The 21847-nt window shown below is 59.0% G+C and carries 19 protein-coding genes and 2 tRNA genes; 18 read left to right on the top strand and 3 right to left on the bottom strand.

Annotated elements, in window-relative coordinates:
* Positions 1–58 precede the first annotated feature (58 nt).
* The 15 genes from secG to yedF all read left to right on the top strand — a co-directional run bounded on the left by secG (position 59) and on the right by yedF (position 14510).
* Positions 59–394 (top strand): preprotein translocase subunit SecG, encoded by a 336-nt coding sequence (gene secG, locus ACF8MC_RS24415; protein WP_004933519.1) that lies wholly within the window; start codon positions 59–61, stop codon positions 392–394.
* Positions 395–463: 69 nt separating this feature from the next.
* Positions 464–550, top strand: a tRNA-Leu gene (locus ACF8MC_RS24410).
* Between the two features lie 60 nt (positions 551–610).
* A tRNA-Met gene (locus ACF8MC_RS24405) sits at positions 611–687 on the top strand.
* A 217-nt stretch (positions 688–904) separates the two neighbouring features.
* On the top strand, positions 905–1357 hold the full coding sequence (rimP, locus tag ACF8MC_RS24400) for a ribosome maturation factor RimP (protein WP_028127574.1): 453 nt from the start codon (positions 905–907) through the stop codon (positions 1355–1357).
* A gap of 21 nt (positions 1358–1378) precedes the next feature.
* Positions 1379–2887: a transcription termination factor NusA gene (gene nusA, locus ACF8MC_RS24395; protein WP_019453340.1), complete on the top strand. Its 1509-nt coding sequence runs from the start codon at positions 1379–1381 to the stop codon at positions 2885–2887.
* A gap of 23 nt (positions 2888–2910) precedes the next feature.
* Positions 2911–5598, top strand: a complete 2688-nt coding sequence (infB, locus tag ACF8MC_RS24390; protein WP_033652759.1) for a translation initiation factor IF-2 — start codon at positions 2911–2913, stop codon at positions 5596–5598.
* A 70-nt stretch (positions 5599–5668) separates the two neighbouring features.
* Positions 5669–6079 carry a 30S ribosome-binding factor RbfA gene (rbfA, locus tag ACF8MC_RS24385; protein ID WP_004933508.1) on the top strand — a complete coding sequence of 137 codons (411 nt, stop codon included), beginning with the start codon at positions 5669–5671 and terminating at the stop codon, positions 6077–6079.
* Positions 6079–7023, top strand: a complete 945-nt coding sequence (gene truB / locus ACF8MC_RS24380) for a tRNA pseudouridine(55) synthase TruB (protein ID WP_164105440.1) — start codon at positions 6079–6081, stop codon at positions 7021–7023. Before rbfA ends, truB begins: the two co-directional genes overlap by 1 nt.
* Before the next feature lie 124 nt (positions 7024–7147).
* Positions 7148–7417 (top strand): 30S ribosomal protein S15, encoded by a 270-nt coding sequence (gene rpsO / locus ACF8MC_RS24375; protein ID WP_004933502.1) that lies wholly within the window; start codon positions 7148–7150, stop codon positions 7415–7417.
* A 256-nt stretch (positions 7418–7673) separates the two neighbouring features.
* The gene (pnp, locus tag ACF8MC_RS24370; RefSeq protein ID WP_033636825.1) at positions 7674–9791 is read left to right on the top strand and encodes a polyribonucleotide nucleotidyltransferase; all 2118 of its coding nucleotides are present in this window, start codon (positions 7674–7676) and stop codon (positions 9789–9791) included.
* A gap of 128 nt (positions 9792–9919) precedes the next feature.
* The gene (gene nlpI, locus ACF8MC_RS24365; protein ID WP_033636826.1) at positions 9920–10804 is read left to right on the top strand and encodes a lipoprotein NlpI; all 885 of its coding nucleotides are present in this window, start codon (positions 9920–9922) and stop codon (positions 10802–10804) included.
* Positions 10805–10920: 116 nt separating this feature from the next.
* Positions 10921–11001 carry a protein YrbN gene (gene yrbN / locus ACF8MC_RS24360; protein ID WP_099032700.1) on the top strand — a complete coding sequence of 27 codons (81 nt, stop codon included), beginning with the start codon at positions 10921–10923 and terminating at the stop codon, positions 10999–11001.
* Entirely contained in the window at positions 10991–12913 is a 1923-nt protein-coding gene (locus ACF8MC_RS24355) for a DEAD/DEAH family ATP-dependent RNA helicase (protein WP_004933492.1), read from the top strand. The genes yrbN and ACF8MC_RS24355 overlap by 11 nt, the downstream gene beginning before the upstream one ends.
* A gap of 146 nt (positions 12914–13059) precedes the next feature.
* Positions 13060–14274, top strand: a complete 1215-nt coding sequence (gene yedE, locus ACF8MC_RS24350) for a selenium metabolism membrane protein YedE/FdhT (protein ID WP_164105439.1) — start codon at positions 13060–13062, stop codon at positions 14272–14274.
* A complete protein-coding gene (gene yedF, locus ACF8MC_RS24345) occupies positions 14271–14510 on the top strand; it encodes a sulfurtransferase-like selenium metabolism protein YedF (protein ID WP_033636829.1) in 240 nt (79 codons plus the stop codon). The genes yedE and yedF overlap by 4 nt, the downstream gene beginning before the upstream one ends.
* Before the next feature lie 38 nt (positions 14511–14548).
* Here yedF and ACF8MC_RS24340 read toward each other — a convergent pair whose 3' ends face one another.
* Positions 14549–15562: a luciferase-like monooxygenase gene (locus tag ACF8MC_RS24340; RefSeq protein ID WP_049235557.1), complete on the bottom strand. Its 1014-nt coding sequence runs from the start codon at positions 15560–15562 to the stop codon at positions 14549–14551.
* Between the two features lie 230 nt (positions 15563–15792).
* Here ACF8MC_RS24340 and ACF8MC_RS24335 point away from each other — a divergent pair, with 230 nt between their 5' ends.
* The 3 genes from ACF8MC_RS24335 to ACF8MC_RS24325 are packed head-to-tail and all read left to right on the top strand — an operon-like array spanning position 15793 to position 19036.
* Positions 15793–16764 (top strand): HlyD family secretion protein, encoded by a 972-nt coding sequence (locus tag ACF8MC_RS24335; RefSeq protein ID WP_047569616.1) that lies wholly within the window; start codon positions 15793–15795, stop codon positions 16762–16764.
* Entirely contained in the window at positions 16746–17900 is a 1155-nt protein-coding gene (locus ACF8MC_RS24330) for an ABC transporter permease (RefSeq protein ID WP_033636832.1), read from the top strand. The genes ACF8MC_RS24335 and ACF8MC_RS24330 overlap by 19 nt, the downstream gene beginning before the upstream one ends.
* The gene (locus tag ACF8MC_RS24325) at positions 17897–19036 is read left to right on the top strand and encodes an ABC transporter permease (RefSeq protein WP_047569614.1); all 1140 of its coding nucleotides are present in this window, start codon (positions 17897–17899) and stop codon (positions 19034–19036) included. The genes ACF8MC_RS24330 and ACF8MC_RS24325 overlap by 4 nt, the downstream gene beginning before the upstream one ends.
* A 691-nt stretch (positions 19037–19727) precedes the next feature.
* Here the strand turns inward: ACF8MC_RS24325 and ACF8MC_RS24320 are convergent.
* Positions 19728–20606, bottom strand: a complete 879-nt coding sequence (locus ACF8MC_RS24320; protein WP_060430738.1) for a U32 family peptidase — start codon at positions 20604–20606, stop codon at positions 19728–19730.
* Positions 20607–20617: 11 nt separating this feature from the next.
* Entirely contained in the window at positions 20618–21613 is a 996-nt protein-coding gene (locus ACF8MC_RS24315) for a peptidase U32 family protein (protein WP_015376422.1), read from the bottom strand.
* Positions 21614–21847 lie beyond the last annotated feature (234 nt).

The following is a 21847-nucleotide window of genomic DNA, read 5'->3' as shown; positions in this document are numbered from 1 at the left end:
GCTTGATGAGTGTGAAGCATTTGGCATGCGGTGAGGCCGCAAGGATACGGGTACTACTATGTACGAAGCTCTTCTGGTAATTTTCCTGCTGATTTCAATCGGGCTGGTTGCTCTGATTATGTTGCAGCAAGGTAAAGGCGCTGATATGGGAGCCTCTTTCGGAGCAGGTGCATCAGGCACATTGTTCGGTTCGAGTGGTTCCGGTAACTTTATGACCCGCATGACTGCTGTGCTGGCGACGCTGTTCTTCGTCATCAGCCTGATTCTGGGCAACCTCAGCAGCAACCAAAGCAAGAAAGGCAGTGAGTGGGAAAACCTGGGTCAGCCAGTGAAAACTGAGCAGACAACCGCGCCGGCAGCACCTGCCAAGCCGAGCAGCGATATCCCGCAGTAAGCCGAAAAAAGTTTGTAAACGGTGGTTGTGAACTCGAAAGAACAACGGCCGTTAGCAGTAAGAATCAGTACCGAGGTGGTGGAATTGGTAGACACGCTACCTTGAGGTGGTAGTGCCCTAACGGGCTTGTGGGTTCGAGTCCCATCCTCGGTACCAAATCCCAGAGATAACTTGCAATTTTGCGATTATCGGCGTAGTATTTGCCACGTTTTCGGACGCGGGGTGGAGCAGCCTGGTAGCTCGTCGGGCTCATAACCCGAAGGTCGTCGGTTCAAATCCGGCCCCCGCAACCACTTTCCTTTAAGTGTTTATTTTCAAATACACTTTTCGATTGAAATCCGCTTTTCTCGATCAACATTTGAAAATGACACTTGCTCGAAAGTTGTACCGAGGCCGCCTAGCGGCAAACAGGGTCCAGTTGCATAAAGCCCCGATTTTTCGGGGTTTTTTGTTATTTGGCAACAGAATCACTGGGCTATTTAGCCCTTTTTTTATGTCTTGGGGGTGGGCTTGTCCACATTAGAGCAACAGTTAACAGAGATGCTTTCGGCACCCGTAGAAGCGTTGGGCTTTGAGCTTGTAGGCATCGAATTCATTCGTGCGCGCCAATCGACGCTCCGCATCTATATTGATAGTGATAACGGCATCAATGTTGATGATTGCGCTGATGTCAGCCACCAGGTCAGCGCTGTATTGGACGTCGAAGATCCAATCACGGTCGCTTACAACTTGGAAGTCTCCTCTCCTGGCCTTGATCGCCCGATGTTCACCGCAGAGCACTATACGCGTTTCCTCGGTGAAGAAGTCAGCCTGGTCCTGCGCATGGCGGTACAGAACCGTCGCAAGTGGCAGGGTATTATCAAGTCTGTCGAAGGCGAGATGATCACGGTTACTGTGGAAGGGAAAGATGAAGTGTTCGCGCTGAGCAACATCCAGAAAGCGAACCTGGTACCCCACTTTTAAAGTTTGGAAGAGGCAACTAGGATGAACAAAGAGATTCTGGCTGTTGTTGAAGCAGTTTCCAATGAAAAATCCCTTCCGCGCGAGAAGATTTTCGAAGCGCTGGAAACTGCATTAGCCACCGCAACCAAGAAAAAATACGAGCAGGAAATCGACGTGCGCGTCAGCATTGACCGCAGAACCGGCGATTTCGATACCTTCCGCCGTTGGGTCGCCGTAGACGAAGTGACGCAGCCAACGCGTGAAATCACGCTGGAAGCCGCTCAGTTTGAGGATCCGAGCATCGAGCTCGGCGGCTACGTCGAAGATCAGATCGAATCCGTGACCTTCGACCGCATCACCACCCAAACCGCCAAGCAGGTTATCGTGCAGAAAGTGCGCGAAGCCGAGCGTGCGATGGTGGTTGACGCTTTCCGTGAACACGAAGGTGAGATCGTCACCGGCGTGGTGAAGAAAGTGAACCGTGACAGCATCGCGCTGGATCTGGGCAACAACGCCGAAGCGGTGATTGGCCGTGAAGACATGCTGCCGCGCGAAAACTTCCGTCCGGGCGACCGCATTCGCGGCGTACTGTACGCCGTGCGTCCTGAAGCACGCGGCGCGCAACTGTTCGTCAGCCGTTCCAGCTCGGAAATGCTGAAAGAACTGTTCCGCATCGAAGTGCCGGAAATCGGCGAAGAAGTGATTGAAATTAAAGCGGCAGCCCGCGATCCTGGCTCCCGCGCGAAAATTGCAGTGAAAACCAACGACAAGCGCATCGACCCGGTCGGCGCCTGCGTAGGTATGCGCGGTGCGCGCGTTCAGGCCGTGTCGAGCGAGCTCGGCGGCGAACGCATCGACATCATTCTGTGGGATGATAACCCAGCGCAATTCGTCATCAACGCCATGGCGCCGGCCGACGTCGCGTCGATCGTGGTAGACGAAGATAACTGCACCATGGATATCGCCGTTGAAGCCAGCAACCTGGCGCAGGCGATCGGCCGTAACGGCCAAAACGTGCGTTTGGCTTCCCAGCTGCTGAAACAACACCGCGGCGACGATCGTTGGGAACTGAACGTGATGACGGCGGACGACCTGCAGGCCAAGCACCAGGCCGAGGCTCATGCCGCTATTGATACCTTCACCAAGTATCTTGATATCGACGAAGATTTCGCCACCGTACTGGTTGAAGAAGGCTTCTCCACGCTGGAAGAGCTGGCCTACGTGCCGATCAAAGAGCTGTTGGAAATCGACGGTCTGGATGAAGATACGGTTGAAGCATTGCGCGAACGCGCCAAAGCTGCATTGACCACGCTGGCCCTGGCACAAGAAGAAAGCCTGGGCGACAACAAACCGGCCGACGATTTGCTCAACCTGCCGGGTCTTGAGCGCAGCATGGCCTTTAAACTGGCCGCGCGTGGGGTTTGTACGCTGGAAGATCTTGCCGAGCAGGGTGTTGACGATCTGGCTGATATTGAAGGGCTTAGCGACGAGCAAGCCGGCGAGCTGATCATGGCTGCACGCAATATCTGTTGGTTTGGCGACAACGCGTAATAACTGTAGCAGGAAGGAACAGCATGACGACAGATGTAACCGTAAAATCGCTGGCAGCAGAGATTCAGACTCCGGTTGATCGCCTGGTACAGCAGTTTGCTGATGCAGGGATCAACAAGTCCGAGTCGGACTCTGTTACCCAGCAAGAAAAAGAAACATTGCTGGCGCACCTGAACCGTGAACACGGCAGCGCGCCGGGTAAACTCACTTTGCAGCGCAAAACGCGCAGCACCTTGAATATCCCGAGCACCGGCGGTAAAAGTAAATCGGTGCAAATTGAGGTCCGCAAGAAACGCACTTATGTAAATCGCGATACGCAGGAAGCCCAGTTGGCTGAAGCGGCAGAGCAGGCACAGCGTGAAGCGGAAGAGCAGGCACGGCGCGAAGCGGAAGAGCTCGCAAAACGCGAAGCGGAAGCGAAGCGCGCAGCCGAAGAGCAAGCCAAACGTGAGGCCGCGGAGATTGCTAAGCGTAATTCAGCGGAAAAAGAAAAAGTGACCAATCAACATACCGACGAAATGACCAAGCCAGCTCAGGCGGAAAAAGCACGCCGTGAAGCCGAAGCCGCTGAACTGAAACGCAAAGCGGAAGAGGAAGTGCGCCGCAAGGTTGAAGAGGAAGCCAAGCGCGTGGCGGAAGAAGCCCGTCGCATGGCCGAAGAGAACGGCGAGAAGTGGGCCCAGGCAGACGCGGCAAGCGCCGCGGTTGAAAGCGCCGACTATCACGTGACCACCTCTCAGCACGCCCGTGCCGCGGAAGACGAAAACGACGCCAAAGTTGAAGGCGATCGTCGCAGCCGCACCCGCGGCGGCAAAGCCACCAAGCAGAAGAAAGGCAACAAGCTGTCCGAATCCAAAGCGGATCGCGAAGAAGCGCGTGCCGTTACCCGTGGCGGTAAAGGCAAACGCAAGCCTAGCGCTCTGCAGCAGGGCTTCAACAAGCCGGCGCAGGTGGTTAACCGTGACGTGGTGATTGGCGAAACCATCACCGTGGCCGAGCTGGCCAACAAGATGGCGGTAAAAGGTTCTCAGGTCATCAAAGTGATGATGAAGCTGGGCGCCATGGCCACCATCAACCAGGTTATCGACCAGGAAACCGCACAGCTGGTTGCCGAAGAGATGGGCCACAAAGTTATCCTGCGCCGTGAAAACGAGCTGGAAGAAGCGCTGATGAGCGACCGTGATACGGGCGCTGCGGCCGAGCCGCGCGCGCCGGTCGTGACCATCATGGGCCACGTTGACCACGGTAAAACCTCTCTGCTGGACTACATCCGCTCCACCAAAGTGGCGGCGGGCGAAGCCGGCGGCATTACCCAGCACATCGGTGCCTACCACGTAGAAACCGAGAACGGCATGATCACCTTCCTGGATACCCCGGGCCACGCCGCGTTTACCTCGATGCGTGCTCGCGGTGCTCAGGCGACTGACATCGTGGTTCTGGTGGTGGCGGCCGACGACGGCGTGATGCCACAGACCATCGAAGCTATCCAGCACGCGAAAGCGGCGCAGGTGCCGTTGGTGGTTGCGGTGAACAAAATCGACAAGCCGGAAGCCGATCCGGACCGCGTTAAGCAGGAGCTGTCTCAGTACGGCGTTATGCCGGAAGAGTGGGGCGGCGAAGCGCAGTTCGTCCACGTGTCCGCGAAAGCCGGTACCGGTATCGACGAGCTGCTGCAGGCTATCCTGCTGCAGGCCGAAGTTCTGGAACTGAAAGCAGTTCGCAGCGGCATGGCGAGCGGCGTGGTGATCGAGTCCTTCCTGGATAAAGGCCGTGGCCCTGTGGCTACCGTGCTGGTTCAGGAAGGTACGCTGAACAAGGGCGATATCGTTCTGTGCGGCTTCGAATACGGCCGTGTGCGTGCGATGCGCGACGAATTGGGTCGTGACGTGACCTCCGCCGGTCCGTCTATCCCTGTGGAAATCCTGGGTCTGTCCAGCGTGCCTGCAGCGGGTGACGAAGCGACCGTGGTGCGTGACGAGAAGAAAGCGCGTGAAGTGGCGCTGTACCGTCAGGGCAAGTTCCGCGAAGTCAAACTGGCGCGTCAGCAGAAGTCCAAGCTGGAAAACATGTTCGCCAACATGACCGACGGCGAAGTGTCCGAGCTGAACATCGTACTGAAGTCCGACGTACAGGGTTCTTGCGAAGCGATCAGCGACTCGCTGCTGAAACTCTCCACCGACGAAGTGAAGGTGAAGATTGTCGGTTCCGGCGTAGGTGGCATCACCGAAACCGACGCGACGCTGGCTGCGGCTTCCAACGCCATCATCCTGGGCTTCAACGTGCGTGCCGACGCTTCTGCGCGCCGCGTGATCGAAGCGGAAAGCCTGGATCTGCGTTACTACTCCGTGATCTATAACCTGATCGACGAAGTGAAGCAGGCGATGAGCGGTATGCTGGCGCCGGAATACAAGCAGCAGATCATCGGCCTGGCCGAAGTGCGCGACGTGTTCAAATCGCCTAAGTTCGGCGCTATCGCCGGCTGTATGGTTACCGAAGGGACCATCAAGCGTCACAACCCAATCCGCGTACTGCGCGACAACGTGGTTATCTATGAAGGCGAGCTGGAATCCCTGCGTCGCTTCAAAGATGACGTTAACGAAGTCCGTAACGGCATGGAATGTGGTATCGGCGTTAAGAACTATAACGACGTGCGCGTCGGCGACATGATCGAAGTGTTCGAAATCATTGAGATTCAACGCACCATCGCTTAACGATTGCACATCTGCTTATATCTGTTTACGGGGGGCCTTTGTGCCCCCCGATTTGTCTGGAGAATCCAAAATGGCAAAAGAATTCAGCCGCGGCCAACGCGTGGCGCAAGAGATGCAGAAAGAGATTGCGATCATTCTGCAGCGTGAAGTGAAAGATCCGCGCGTCGGCATGGCGACCGTTTCCGGCGTAGAAGTGTCCCGTGACCTGGCGTATGCCAAGGTTTACGTCACCTTTCTGAACGTACTGACAGAGAACCACGATCCGGATCTGGTCACCAATGGCATTAAAGCGTTGCAGGACGCTTCCGGTTATATCCGCACCCTGCTGGGCAAAGCGATGCGCCTGCGCGTGGTGCCGGAGCTGACCTTCGCTTACGACAACTCCCTGGTGGAAGGCATGCGCATGTCCAACCTGGTGACCAACGTGGTGAAGAACGACGCCGAGCGCCGTTCCGCCTCAGGCGATGACAAGGAGGATTAATGAGTCGCCCTCGTCGCCGCGGCCGTGATATCCACGGCGTGCTGTTGCTGGACAAGCCGCAGGGTTTGTCGTCCAACGATGCGCTGCAAAAAGTAAAACGCCTGTACAACGCCAACCGGGCGGGCCATACCGGCGCGCTCGATCCGCTGGCGACCGGCATGCTGCCTATCTGCCTGGGCGAAGCGACCAAGTTTTCGCAATATCTGCTCGATTCCGACAAGCGCTATCGGGTGATCGCCAAGCTGGGACAGCGTACCGATACCTCCGACGCCGACGGCCAGATCGTGCAGGAGCGCCCGGTGAACTTCACCCAGGCGCAGCTCGACGCGGCGCTGGACACCTTCCGCGGCGATATCCAGCAGGTGCCGTCGATGTATTCGGCGCTGAAATACCAGGGCAAGAAACTCTACGAGTATGCGCGCCAGGGCATTGAAGTGCCGCGCGAAGCGCGCAGCATCACGGTGTACGAGCTGCAGTTTATCCGTTGGGAAGGGGATGAGCTGGAGCTGGAGATCCACTGCTCGAAAGGCACCTACATCCGCACCATCACCGACGATCTCGGCGAACTGCTGGGCTGCGGCGCGCACGTGATCTATCTGCGCCGCCTGCAGGTGGCGGCTTACCCGATCGCGCGCATGGTGACGCTGGAACAGCTGAACGCCCTGCTGGAGCAAGCGCAGGAACAAGCGATCGCTCCCGGCGAGCTGCTCGATCCGCTGCTGATGCCGATGGACAGCCCGGTTGAGAACTATCCGGAAGTGAATTTGCTGCCGGTGGTGGCGGGCTACGTCAAGCAGGGGCAACCGGTGCAAGTGGCCGGCGCGCCGGCTTCTGGCCTGGTGCGCATCACCGAGGGTGACGAGCGAAAATTCATCGGCGTTGGTGACATCGCCGAGGACGGTCGCGTGGCGCCGCGCCGCCTGGTGGTCGAGCATTTCGACTGACGGCGGGGCTCTGCGTCGCCTTGCGATCGCACTGCGCTAAGAGTAGAATGGCGCAGCTTATGCATTGGGTTGCTGAATTAGAGATCGGCGCCTGTTTTTATTATCTATAATCTGGAGTATTACAATGTCTCTAAGTGTTGAAGCTAAAGCTCAAATCGTAGCTGATTTCGGTCGTGGTACTAACGACAGCGGTTCTACCGAAGTTCAGGTTGCCCTGCTGACTGCGCAGATCAACCATCTGCAAGGCCACTTCTCCGAGCACAAAAAAGATCACCACAGCCGTCGTGGTCTGCTGCGTATGGTTTCTCAGCGTCGTAAGCTGCTGGACTACCTGAAGCGTAAAGATGTAGCACGTTACACCAGCCTGATCGAGCGTCTGGGTCTGCGTCGCTAATCTAGCAAGTTTCAGTGGAAAGGGGCCTATTTTGGCCCCTTTCTTCTAGGAAGCATAAGCAAATCAGGTTAATGTATTACTGATGTTTCCAAACAGGTTCTTCCGTTACAGAGGTTCGCGCGGCTAATGAGAGGCTTTATCTCCCGCCTGAGATAAGGATTGTCATTAGTCGCGAGGATGTAGTGAGAAGGCAAATCGAGTCACAGGCGTGTCGAGTCGTCAATGCGATTGCGCGCCGCTAATCAAGGATATAATTTTGCTGACACCGATCATTCGCAAATTCCAGTATGGCCAGCATACCGTCACCATCGAAACCGGTATGATGGCGCGTCAGGCCACCGCCGCCGTTATGGTGAGCATGGATGACACCGCCGTATTCGTTACCGTCGTTGGCCAGAAAAAAGCCAAGCCGGGCCAGAGCTTCTTCCCGCTGACCGTTAACTACCAAGAGCGTACCTACGCCGCCGGCCGCATCCCGGGCAGCTTCTTCCGTCGCGAAGGCCGTCCGAGCGAAGGCGAGACCCTGACTTCTCGTCTGATCGACCGTCCGATCCGTCCACTGTTCCCGGACAACTTCCTGAACGAAGTTCAGGTGATCGCGACCGTGGTTTCCGTTAACCCGCAGGTGAACCCGGACATCGTTGCGATGATCGGTGCTTCCGCAGCCCTGAGCCTGTCCGGTATTCCGTTCAACGGCCCAATCGGCGCCGCGCGCGTGGGTTACATCAACGATCAGTACGTACTGAACCCGACGACCGATGAGCTGAAAGAAAGCCGTCTGGATCTGGTGGTTGCCGGTACCGCCGGCGCGGTGCTGATGGTGGAATCCGAAGCGGACGTGCTGAGCGAAGATCAGATGCTGGGCGCCGTGGTGTTCGGCCACGACCAGCAGCAAGTGGTTATCGAAAACATTAACGCGCTGGTTGCCGAAGCCGGCAAACCGAAGTGGGATTGGCAGGCGCCTGCGGTCAACGAAGCGCTGCAAGCGCGCGTGGCTGAATTGGCCGAAGCTCGTCTGGGCGACGCTTACCACATCACCGAAAAACAAGAGCGTTACGCTCAGGTTGACGCGATCAAAGACAGCGTTGTTGAAACCCTGCTGGCGCAGGACGAAACGCTGGACGCCGGCGAAATCCAGGACATCCTGGGTAACCTGGAGAAAAACGTGGTGCGCAGCCGCGTACTGCGTGGCGAGCCGCGTATCGACGGCCGTGAAAAAGACATGATCCGTGGCCTGGACGTGCGCACCGGCGTACTGCCGCGCACCCACGGTTCCGCGCTGTTCACCCGTGGCGAAACTCAGGCGCTGGTTACCGCGACCCTGGGCACCGCGCGCGATGCGCAGAACCTGGACGAGCTGATGGGCGAGAAGACCGACAGCTTCCTGTTCCACTACAACTTCCCTCCGTACTCCGTGGGCGAAACCGGCATGGTCGGTTCTCCTAAGCGTCGTGAAATCGGTCACGGTCGCCTGGCGAAACGCGGCGTATTGGCTATGATGCCTAAACCGGAAGATTTCCCGTACACCGTTCGCGTGGTGTCTGAAATCACCGAATCCAACGGTTCTTCTTCCATGGCTTCCGTGTGCGGCGCGTCTCTGGCGCTGATGGACGCCGGTGTGCCAATCAAGGCTGCCGTTGCGGGTATCGCGATGGGCCTGGTGAAAGAAGCCGATAACTTTGTGGTTCTGTCCGACATTCTGGGTGACGAAGATCACCTGGGCGACATGGACTTCAAAGTGGCCGGTAGCCGCGACGGTATCACCGCGCTGCAGATGGACATCAAAATCGAAGGCATCACCCGCGAAATCATGCAGGTGGCTCTGAACCAGGCCAAGGGCGCGCGTCTGCACATCCTGGGCGTGATGGAACAGGCTATCAGCACCCCGCGCGGCGATATCTCCGAATTCGCACCGCGTATTCATACTATCCGCATCAACCCGGATAAGATTAAAGACGTGATCGGTAAGGGCGGTTCCGTTATCCGCGCGCTGACCGAAGAGACTGGCACTACCATCGAAATCGAAGATGATGGTACAGTTAAAATCGCTGCGACCGACGGGGAGAAGGCGAAATTCGCTATCCGTCGTATCGAAGAGATCACGGCAGAGATCGAAGTGGGCCGTATCTACCAGGGTAAAGTGACCCGTATCGTTGATTTCGGCGCATTCGTCGCTATCGGCGGTGGTAAAGAAGGTCTGGTACACATTTCTCAGATCGCCGACAAGCGCGTCGAGAAAGTGACCGACTATCTGCAGATGGGTCAGGAAGTGCCGGTTAAGGTACTGGAAGTTGACCGTCAGGGCCGCGTGCGTCTGAGCATCAAAGAAGCGATGGCGCCGGAAGCGGGTTCACCTGCGCCTGAAGCAGAATAACTGTATAGATAGTTTTACAGCTCCCCGCCACGGGGTTGGGAGCTGTTCGTATCGCGCGGGTAGGATGCCCGCGTTTTAGCAAACGGAGGACAGGACGTTCATCCAATGTTTGTCTTCGGGAGTGGGAAATGAAGCCTTTCTTGCGCTGGTGTTACGTTGCGACAGCACTCATGCTGGCAGGATGCAGCAACCATGATTGGCGTAAAGACGAAGTTTTGGCAATCCCGTTGCAGCCAACGTTGCAGCAGGAAGTGATCCTGGCGCGCATGGAACAAATTCTTGCCAGCCGGGCACTGACGGATGACGAACGCGCACAGCTTTTATATGAGCGCGGTGTGCTGTATGATAGCCTCGGGTTACGTGCATTAGCGCGCAATGATTTCTCGCAGGCGCTGGCGATACGTCCCGACATGCCGGAAGTTTTCAACTACCTGGGCATTTACTTAACGCAGGCAGGCAATTTTGATGCTGCCTATGAAGCGTTTGATTCTGTACTAGAGCTTGATCCAACTTACAATTACGCGCGTTTAAACCGGGGCATCGCACTGTATTATGGCGGCCGCTTCCCGTTGGCGCAGGATGATCTGCAGGCGTTTTATCAAGACGACCCAAACGATCCCTTCCGTTCGTTATGGCTGTATCTGGTGGAGCGAGAAATCGATCCCAAGAAGGCCGAGGTAGCGCTTCAGCAGCGCTATGACAAAGCGGACAGAGGGCAATGGGGATGGAATATTGTCGAATTCTACCTGGGCAAGATCAGCGAAAAAACGCTGATGGAACGCCTCAAGGCAGATGCAACGGATAACACTTCGCTCGCTGAGCATCTCAGTGAAACTGACTTCTATTTGGGTAAACACTACCTGAGTCTGGGGGACAAGGACACCGCTTCGGCGCTGTTCAAACTGACGGTGGCTAACAACGTTCACAACTTCGTTGAGCACCGCTATGCATTGTTGGAATTGGCGCTTTTGGGCCAAGAGCAAGACGACCTATCGGAATCGGACCAGCAATAGCTGACGAACACCTATCAGCCTGATGAACATTGGTTTTTAACCAAAGTTATCGCCTTCACGGGCGAGGGCTTTTTTGTTCGTTTTATAATCTAATTTGAGCCGGTTCACACTTTTCAATGAAAATGACTGAAAATTTTCTCGACGAGTTATGTAGACTGGCTGCCATTATTAATGAGGCACGTGTACATGACGACTGAGTTTGAAACCTCTTTTGCTGATCTGGGGCTGTCTGCTCCAATCATTTCCGCCCTGAACGATCTGGGCTATGAAAAACCATCTCCGATCCAGGCTGAGTGTATTCCTCACCTGTTGAACGGCCGCGACGTGCTGGGCATGGCACAGACCGGTAGTGGTAAAACTGCAGCGTTCTCGCTGCCGCTGCTGCACAACCTGCAGGCAGACCTGAAAGCACCTCAGATCCTGGTGCTGGCACCGACCCGCGAACTGGCGGTTCAGGTTGCCGAAGCGATGACCGATTTCTCCAAACACATGAACGGCGTCAACGTGGTAGCCCTGTACGGCGGCCAGCGTTACGACGTGCAGCTGCGCGCTCTGCGCCAGGGCCCGCAAATCGTTGTGGGTACCCCAGGCCGCCTGCTGGACCACCTGAAGCGCGGCACCCTGAACCTCTCCAACCTGAGCGGTCTGGTGCTGGATGAAGCCGACGAAATGCTGCGCATGGGCTTTATCGAAGACGTAGAAACCATCATGGCTGAGATCCCGGCTGAACATCAGACCGCGCTGTTCTCCGCCACCATGCCGGAAGCGATCCGTCGCATCACCCGCCGCTTTATGAAAGAGCCGCAGGAAGTGCGCATCCAGTCCAGCGTGACCACCCGTCCGGACATCAGCCAGAGCTACTGGTCGGTGTACGGCATGCGTAAAAACGAAGCGCTGGTGCGTTTCCTGGAAGCCGAAGACTTTGACGCGGCGATCATCTTCGTGCGCACCAAGAACGCGACCCTGGAAGTGGCCGAAGCGCTGGAGCGCAGCGGTTACAGCAGCGCCGCGCTGAACGGCGACATGAACCAGGCGCTGCGTGAGCAGACCCTGGAGCGCCTGAAAGACGGTCGTCTGGATATCCTGATCGCGACCGACGTTGCGGCCCGCGGCCTGGACGTTGAGCGCATCAGCCTGGTTGTCAACTACGACATCCCGATGGACTCCGAGTCTTACGTTCACCGTATCGGCCGTACCGGTCGTGCGGGCCGCGCCGGCCGCGCGCTGCTGTTCGTGGAAAACCGCGAACGCCGCCTGCTGCGCAACATCGAACGCACCATGAAGCTGACCATCCCGGAAGTGGAACTGCCGAACGCGGAACTGCTGGGCGAGCGTCGTCTGGCCAAGTTCGCCGCAAAAGTTCAGCAGCAGCTGGAAAGCAGCGATCTGGATCTGTACCGCGCGCTGCTGACCAAACTGCAGCCGGAAGAAGAGCTGGATATGGAAACCCTGGCCGCAGCGCTGCTGAAAATGGCTCAGGGCGAACGTCCGCTGATCCTGCCGCCGGATCCGGTCTTCAAGCCGCGTCAGCGCCGCGAATTCAACGACCGTGACGATCGTCGCGGTGACCGTGGCGATCGCCGCGACAGCCGTGACGGCGATCGTCCGCGTCGCGAACGTCGTGACGTTGGCGAAATGCAGCTGTACCGCATCGAAGTGGGCCGTGACGATGGCGTAGAAGTGCGTCACATCGTTGGCGCTATCGCTAACGAAGGCGACATCAGCAGCCGTTACATCGGTAACATCAAGCTGTTCGCGTCCCACTCCACCATCGAGCTGCCAAAAGGCATGCCGGGCGAGATCCTGAATCACTTCACTCGCACCCGCATCCTGAACAAGCCGATGAACATGCAGCTGCTGGGCGATGCACAGCCGTTCGAACGTCGCGAGCGTCGGGACGGTGGCAACGGCGGCGAGCGTCGTGGTAACGGTCGTCCGTTCAACGGCGAACGTCGCGAAGGCGGCCCACGTCGTTCCTTCGGTGAACGTCGTGAAGGCGGCAACGGCGGCGAGCGTCGTGGCGGTAACTACAACCGTGACGGCAAACCGGCCCCACGCCGGGATGACGGCGCACCGGCAGCACCACGTCGTCGTTTCGGCGACGCGTAATTGCTGATTCACCGTTCGCGGTGAAGCGCTCTGAAAAACCAGCCTGCGGGCTGGTTTTTTTATGCCTGAAAGTTGCCGTCAAACGCCCCTGAATGGCGTATCATTCATAAGGTTTTTTCTTACGGATGATATGCACGGGAGATGCCATGAGTTGGCAGCAGTTCAAATCTCAATACCTGGTGCGCTTTTGGGCGCCGCTGCCGGCGGTGATCGCCGCCGGGATCCTTTCTACCTACTACTTTGGCATGACCGGCACCTTCTGGGCGGTGACCGGCGAGTTCACCCGCTGGGGCGGCCATGTGCTGCAGTGGTTCGGCCTGCACCCCGAGCAGTGGGGCTATTTCAAGGTTATCGGCCTGCAGGGCACGCCGCTGGAGCGCATCGACGGGCGCATGATCATCGGCATGTTCGCCGGCTGCATCGCCGCCGCGCTGTGGGCCAACAACATCAAGCTGCGCCAGCCGCAGCACCGCATTCGCATCGTGCAGGCGCTGCTGGGCGGCATTATCGCCGGCTTCGGCGCGCGCCTGGCGATGGGTTGTAACCTGGCGGCGTTCTTCACCGGTATTCCGCAGTTTTCGCTGCACGCCTGGTTCTTCGCGCTGGCGACCGCTGCAGGTTCGTACTTCGGCGCCAAATTCACGCTGCTGCCGATGTTTCGCATCCCGGTCAAATTACAAAAGGTGAAGGCCGCCGCGCCGCTGACGCAGAAGCCTGAGCAGGCGCGCCGCCGCTTCCGGCTGGGCATGGCGGTCTTCGGCCTGGCGGTGGCCTGGTCGCTGTGGACGCTGTTCGATGCGCCTAAGCTCGGCATCGCCATGCTGTTCGGCATCGGCTTCGGTCTGCTGATCGAACGCGCGCAGATCTGCTTCACCTCGGCGTTCCGCGATCTGTGGATCACCGGCCGCACCCACATGGCGAAAGCTATCATCATCGGCATGGCGGTGAGCGCCATCGGCATCTTCAGCTACGTGCAGCTCGGCGTGGCGCCGAAAATCATGTGGGCCGGCCCGAATGCGGTGCTGGGCGGCCTGCTGTTCGGCTTCGGCATCGTGCTGGCCGGCGGTTGCGAGACCGGCTGGATGTACCGTGCGGTGGAAGGGCAGGTGCACTACTGGTGGGTGGGGCTGGGCAACATCATCGGCGCCACGCTGCTGGCCTATTACTGGGACGATCTGGCGCCGGCGCTGGCGACCGACTACGACAAGATCAACCTGCTCGACATCTTCGGCCCGATCGGCGGCCTGCTGGTGACCTATCTGCTGCTGGCGCTGGCCTTCGCCGCCATGCTGTGGTGGGAGAAACGCTTTTTCCGCGCCCGGCCTGAGGCGCAGGTGGTGAATTTGAGGAGCATGCCATGAAAGAGAAGACGATAGTGCCGGACTACCGGCTGGACATGCTGGGCGAGCCTTGCCCGTACCCGGCGGTGGCGACGCTGGAGGCGATGCCGCAGCTGAAGCCGGGGGAAATCCTGGAGGTGATCAGCGATTGCCCGCAGTCGATCAACAACATTCCGCTCGACGCGCGCAACCACGGCTACAAGGTGCTGGATATCCAGCAGGACGGGCCGACCATCCGCTATCTGATCCAGCGTTAACGCCGAGGCGGTGGGGTTCCCCACCGCCTTTTCGCGTTTTATCCCTTCACGACGTCGCCTTTCACTCCGGCAACAATCTCGAACGAACGCAGCCGCGCCTGGTGATCGAAGATCTGGCCGTTGACCATGATCTCGTCGGCATCGGTTTCACGCAGCAGCGTTTGCAGCCCGTGGCGCACGGTTTTTTCATCGCCGACGATCGACATCCGCAGCGCCTGCTCGACGCCGTATTGCTCACCGGCGGTCCACAGCGCGTGGATGTTATCCACCGGCGGCGGCAGCGGGCCGGGCGACCCGCGGCGCAGGTTGATGAACTGCTGCTGCATCGAGCTGAACAGGAAACGCGCATCGCTATCGCTGTCGGCGGCGATCACGTTGACGCACACCATGGCGTGCGGCTGCGCCAGCTGTTTGGACGGTTTGAAGTTCTCGCGGTACAGCTGCAGCGCCTGGAACAGCATATCCGGGGCGAAGTGCGAGGCGAAGGCGAACGGCAGGCCAAGCTGCGCCGCCAGCTGCGCGCTGTAGAGGCTGGAGCCGAGCAGCCAGAGCGGCACGTGCAGCCCCTGGCCCGGCACCGCCTGCACCGGCTGGCCGGGCTGCGCGTCGCAGAAGTAGTTTTGCAGCTCCTGCACGTCGCGCGGGAAGGTATCCACATCGCCGGACAGGTGGCGGCGCAGCGCCATCATGGTGCGCTGATCGGTGCCGGGCGCGCGGCCCAGCCCCAGATCGATGCGGCCGGGGTAGAGCGACTCCAGCGTGCCGAACTGCTCGGCGATCACCAGCGGCGCATGGTTCGGCAGCATCACGCCGCCGGAGCCGAGGCGAATGCTTTGGGTGCCGGCGGCCAGATAGCCCAGCAGCACCGAGGTGGCGGCGCTGCCGATGCCGGTCATGTTGTGATGCTCGGCCAGCCAGTAGCGCCGGTAGCCCCAGCGTTCGGCGTGCTGCGCCAAATCCAGCGAACAGTGGAAAGCGTCGCGCGCTTTGGCCCCTTGCGGGATTGGCGATAAATCCAGTACCGACAGCGGTACTGCAATGTTTTCAGTCATGACATCGTCCATCAGAGAGTGGATCGCTTAAAGGGCGATTGCAGGAATCTGCATACCAAAAAGCCGAAAATGATGCTTTTTAGTGTTAAAAGCATAATCCAATTTATAGTTATAAAAGAGGAGATATGTGCTTGTGATATCCTCATGAGAGCAATGGTGTTTTTTGGAGCAATTTGAGATATGGAAATGATGATCCCCGCCCGCCGCTTACCGTTCCGGGAGCCGACATAATGAAAAAAAAGACGCTGTTTACCCTGTTGCTGATGATGGTGGCGATCGCATTGGCGATCCTGTTCCGCGCGCATAATCAGGATCTGTTACTGCAGGGTGAAGTGGACGCTCCCGAAGTGATCGTCGCTTCCAAGGCGAAAGGCCGGGTGGTTGAACGCCTGATCGAACGCGGCGACGACGTGAAAAGCGGCCAGCTGATTATCCAGCTCGACAGCCCCGAACTGATGGCGCAACTGCGTTCCGCGCAGGCCACGCGCGACGAGGCCAAGGCGCAGCTCGATCAGTCGCTGCACGGCACCCGTGAAGAGAGCATCCGCAACCTGCGCGCCAATCTGGCGCAGGCCGAAGCGCAGTACCGCAATGCGCAAAACGACTACAACCGCAACCTGAGCGTGGCCGGCAAGGGCTATATTTCGAAGTCCGAGCTGGACGCTTCGCGCCGGGCGCGCGACACCGCCTTCCAGCAGGTGCAGGCGGCCAAGGCCAACCTGGACGAAGGCATCAACGGCGACCGCGTCGAGCTGCGGCAACAATACGCGGCGGCGCTGCGGGCGGCGGAAGAGAACCTGCTGCAGATCCAGGCGCAGAGCGACGATCTGCAGGTGAAAGCGCCGGTGGACGGCGAAGTGGGGCCGATCCCGGCCGAAGTGGGCGAGCTGCTGAACGCCGGCAGCCCGCTGGTGACGCTGATCCGGGTGCCGGACGCCTACTTCGTGTTTAACCTGCGCGAAGACATCCTGGCCCACGTGCGCAAAGGCGACAAGGTCAAGCTGCGGGTGCCGGCGCTGAAGGACAAAATGATCGATACCGAGGTGCGCTACATCGCGCCGCTGGGGGATTACGCCACCAAACGCGCCACCCGCGCCACCGGCGACTTCGACCTGAAAACCTTCGAAGTGCGCCTGTATCCGTCACAGCCGGTGGACGGCCTGCGTCCGGGGATGAGCACCTTATGGCAATGGAAAGAGTAAGGGCCGGCTGGCGCTGCTTCAGTCACGCGTTCGACAAAGAGTGTCGCGTCGCTTTTCGCAGCCCGGTGGTGCACTGGCTGAGCTGGATCTTTCCGCTGATCCTGTTTGGGCTGATCAGCAGCAACTTCTCCGAAGGCACGCTGCTCGATCTGCCGGTCTCGGTGGTGGACAGCGATCACAGCCCGCTGTCCAAATCGCTGACCCGGCGGCTGGACGCTGGGTCGCACGCCCACGTCGAGGCCTACGGCGGCGGGTTGCCGGAGTCGCTGAGCCGCCTGCGCAGCGCGCAGGATTACGCGTTGCTGTACATTCCGCCGGACTTCGAGGCCAATGCGCTGTCGGGCAAACAGCCTAGCGTGGTGATGTACTACAACGCGCTGTTCTACGGCGCCGGGCTGTACTCCACCCAGGATTTTGGCGGCCTGATGAACGAAATCAACGCCAGCACCCGCAGCATCATCGCCACAGAGATGGGCAAATCGCTGCCGCCGCTGGCGGATGTGACGCTCTCTTACGGCAGCCTGTTCAACGCCAGCGGCAGCTATATCTATTACCAGCAGTTCGCCGCCACCATCCATCTGCTGCAGCTGTTCGCGGTGACCTGCATGATCTACGTGCTGGCGCGCAGCAAGTCGCTGCTGCAGGCCAAGCCGTTCAGCCTGGCGCTGCTCGGCAAGCTGGCGCCGTACACGCTGTGTTTCACCACCCTGCTGATGGTGGAGATCGCGGCGCTGGTGGGCATCTTTGACGCCCGCGTCAGCGGCAACCCGCTGTTTATGCTGATGATTGGCCTGTTTTACGTGATGGCGGCGCAGAGCATCGGCCTGCTGCTGTACACCTTTACCGGCAGCACCATCACCGCCTACAGCCTGATCGGTATTTTGGTCAGTATCGCGATGACCTTCTCCGGCATGGCGGTGCCTGAGCTGTCGATGCCGCTGCCGGCGCGCATCATTTCCAACATCGAGCCGCTGACCCACGCGCTGTACGCGATGTTCGACGTGTTCCTGCGGCAGGTGCACGCCAGCGCCATTTTCAGCGTGTGTGCGCTGCTGGCGGTCTACCCGCTGGTGGCCGCGCTGCTGGTGCGCAATCGCCTGCCGGCGCGGCTGGCAAAAGAGGGGAACGCCGGATGAAGCTCTATTGGCAAACCTTCGTTAAGGTGCTGCTCGGCATGCTGGAGCGGCCGGTGTGGCTGATGCTGATCCTGTCGCTGTGCATCATGAGCATGGTGTACGCCAACCGCACGGTGTGGGATCTGCCGGTGGGAGTGGTCGATCAGGATCACAGCACCGCCAGCCGGCAGCTGATCCGCCAACTGGACGCCACCTCCAAGATAGCGATTGAAACCTACGACAGCCTGGAACAAGCGCAGCGCGATCTCGGCTGGCGCAAGCTGTTTGCGGTGATCATCATGCCGGTGGATCTGGAGAAGAAGATCCTCAGCGGGCAGAACATCGTGGTGCCGGTGTACGGCGACGCCACCAACCGCCTGGCCAACGGCCAGATCCAACAGGACGTGGTGGCGGCCTACCAGCAGCTGCTGACGGAGTACAACAACGGGCTGCTGCTGCGCAGCGGTTTCAGCGAACGACAGGCGCAGATACTGCTGACGCCGATACTGGGGCAAACGCTGGACGTGTTTAACCCCGGCATCAGCTTCGCGGCGATCATCTTTCCCGGCCTGCTGGTGATGCTGTTGCAGCACTCGCTGCTGATCGCCTGTATCCGCGTCAATATCGCCATGAAGAGCATGCCCGGCGGCAAGGCGCCGCTGGCGGCGCACCTCGGCGGGCTGACGGCGCTGCTGCCGATCTGGCTGTTCCTGTCGATCGTGCTGTTCGTGTTGTGGCCGTGGGTATTGGGCTATCGGCAGACGGCGAACATCGCCGAACTGCTGCTGCTGACCTTCCCGTTCCTGCTGGCGGTGCTGGGGCTGGGCAAGCTGGTGACCGAGTGCCTGCGCAGCGTCGAGATGATCTACCTGACGCTGGCGTTCATTACCACGCCGATCTTCTACCTGTCCGGCACCATCTGGCCGCTGCAGTCGATGCCGGCCTGGGTGCGCGCCATCTCCTACAGCATTCCCTCCACCTGGGGCACCAAGGCGATCGCCGGCGTCAACCAGATGGGGCTGTCGCTGAACGAAGTGTGGGGCGACGTGATGATGATGCTGGTGCTCGGCGTGGTCTACACCCTGCTGGGCTTCGGCGTCGGCTTCTTGCGCAACAGCGTGGCGCTGCGCGGGATGTTCAGGAAGCGGCGGGCGTAGGGAACCAATAAAGGCGCCATATTCGGCGCCTTTATTATTTCGTATTATCGATATGTTTAAGGTTGTTTATTTAGCGGGATGTCTATTGTTATTTTGATTTAATTTCTTATATTGACTTTGGTAATTGTCATTGTCGACCGGTTTAGGGAATTAATGGTTGGCGTTAGTTTTATCTATAACGTGTTATTTAAAGGATAATATAAATATGTCAACAATAAGAGAGCTTACTTCTGATGAGATGAAACTGATTGGCGGTTGCCGGTGGCTTGATGGGGGCGGTCTCATGCGCCGATAACAGCCCCGCAGGGAATAATAAGAATAACGGTGGTGCCTTGGGTGGCAATAAAAACGCCAATAGCGTTAATGGGCAGTGTCGATGGTGATGAGAACATCGCTTTTACCGTTTCAACAATAGAGGGTGGGTTATGGCCAATAGACGTCTTTTAGACCCGCTTTGTAATATGATGGCGCTAACGTTGAGCATGTTACTTGTCTCGTTCTCCTCGCTAAGTATTATTTCATACGGAGAACATTTGGTAGATGCGGTCATCGCGGCTTTTACTTATTTTGGTATCAGAAGCTGCTGCCAGATGTGTGTAAATTTATTCCATTGGTTCCACGGCGGAAATAACCGTATTCATCTTGATAAATAAACAATGCCGGCGACAGAGCGCCGCCGGCACTGTCCTCGCTAAGACACCAACTCCAACCCCGCCACGCGGCGCCAGTAGCCGTTGCAGTCGGCGTGATCGGTCAAAGCCAAGGGCTTTTCGCCGCGTTCGTTGGCGCGGAAGGCATCGATTTGCGCCAGCGTCTCGGCGCCCTGCGGCGATAGCCGTACGATGTCCACCAGCCCCTGCATGCTCGGCAGCTCGTTGCCGAGGTTGTAGCAGTAGCCGCTCATGGTCTGAATGCCGTTGAGCACGAACACCTGCTGCTGTTCCTGCGAGCGCATCATGCGGCCCTGCGGATACTTGATGCAGCAGGTTTCGCATTCGTCCTTGCCGCGGTTCTCCGAGCGGGCGGTGAAGCAGCGCGCCGAATAGGCCAGCGGCAGGTGGCCGTAGCTCAGCACCTCCACCTCGAAATCATGGCGGAAGCCCAGCTCGTCGCACTGCGTCAGCAGGTTGGCCAGCCAGTCGCGCGACAGCTCGACCGGCATGCACCAGCGCATCATGCCCTGGCGGCGCAGCAGGCGCAGGGTATAGGCGTTGTAGCAGTTCAGCGCGTGGCCGGCGACGAACGGCAAGCCGCGTTCCGCCGCCATGTTCACCGCGCCCAGATCGTTGGCTTCAAACAGGAACTCGCCGTTCTCCACATAGCGTTTCAGCTCATTCAGCTCGGACGGCGCCTGCAGCAGCGCCAGCGTAGAGATCACCACCTGCTTGCCGCTGCGGGCGATTTCGCGCGCCAGCGCCAGCCAATCGCCGACCTTCATCTCGCGCCGCTTGGTGCAGACGCTCTCGCCGAGGTAAATGATGTCGGCGCTGCTCTCTGCCGCCTGCTGATAGAACGCCGCGATGTCGTTTTTCGGCCAGTAGTAGAGCACCGGCCCCAGTGCGTATTTCATGTTTCCTCCGGCTACTGCCATTTGCGGTGATAGGCGCCCAGCGTGGTCTGGGTGCCCTCGGACATCGCGCCCAGCGTCTCCATCCAGGCGGCGTCGGCGCGGTAGGCGGCCGGATCGGCCTGGCAGCGATCGATCGCCTGGCGCCAGACGCGCGCCACCTGGCTGACGTAAGCCGGGCTGCGCTGGCGGCCTTCGATCTTCACCGAGGCGATGTTGGCGGCCAGCAGCTCCGGCAGCAGCTCCAGCGTATTGAGGCTGGTGGGCTCTTCCAGCGCGTGGTAGCGCACGTCGTCCACCAGATAGCGGCCCTTGCACAGCGTCGGGTAGCCGGCGTTTTCATGATCCTGGTAGCGGTCGATCAGCACGTCGTTCAGGCGCGACTCCATGCCCTGCGGAGTTTGCTGCCAGCGCACGAACCGTGCCGGCGAACAGGCGCCGACGGTGTTCGGCGATTCGCCGGTCAGGTAGGAAGAGAGATAGCAGCGCCCCTCGGCCATGATGCACAGGCTGCCGAAGGCGAACACTTCCAGCGGCACCGGGCTGGTGCGGGCCAGCTGTTTCACCTGATGCATCGACAGCACGCGCGGCAGCACCACCCGGCCTACCTCGAAGTTTCGCTGGTAGAAACGGATCGCCTCCTCGTTGGTGGCGGAGGCCTGCACCGAAACGTGGCGCTCCAGCTGCGGGTAGCGCTGGGCGGCGTATTCCAGCATCGCCAGATCCGCCAGAATCAGCGCGTCGGCGCCCAGCTGGGCCGCCATATCCACCGCGCGCTGCCAGCGGGCGTAGCCGTCGGGATGGGCGAAGGTGTTGATGGCGATATGCAGCTTGCGGCCGTGGCGATGCACGTAATCGACCGCTTCCTGCAGCTTTTTCTCGGTGAAGTTGAGGCCGGCGAAGTGGCGCGCGTTGGTATCGTCTTTCAGGCCGATGTAAACGGCGTCGGCGCCGTTATCCACCGCGGCCTTCAGGGCCGGCAGGTTGCCGGCGGGACAAAGCAGCTCCATAGATTTATCCTGGCTTAGCCGTGCGCCCGGCCGGGCGCACGCTGTCTTTAAAGGTTGCCGACGGCGGTGTTCCGCCGGCAAACGCGAATCGGGGAGGTCATTTTAGGCAAAGGGGCGTACACAGGTTTTGATTTGGGGCAGCTTATGGCGTATTGATAAACATGGCGGTGAAATGCACTATTTGTTGATATAGACCGCTGAAGCCGCGCGCCAGTGTGGCAAAATAGCGGTAGT

This window comes from Serratia sp. LACPHL-BACT-2024-00286 (assembly GCF_043109535.1).
GTDB lineage: Bacteria > Pseudomonadota > Gammaproteobacteria > Enterobacterales > Enterobacteriaceae > Serratia > Serratia sarumanii.
This window is presented reverse-complemented; position numbering and strand designations above follow the sequence as displayed.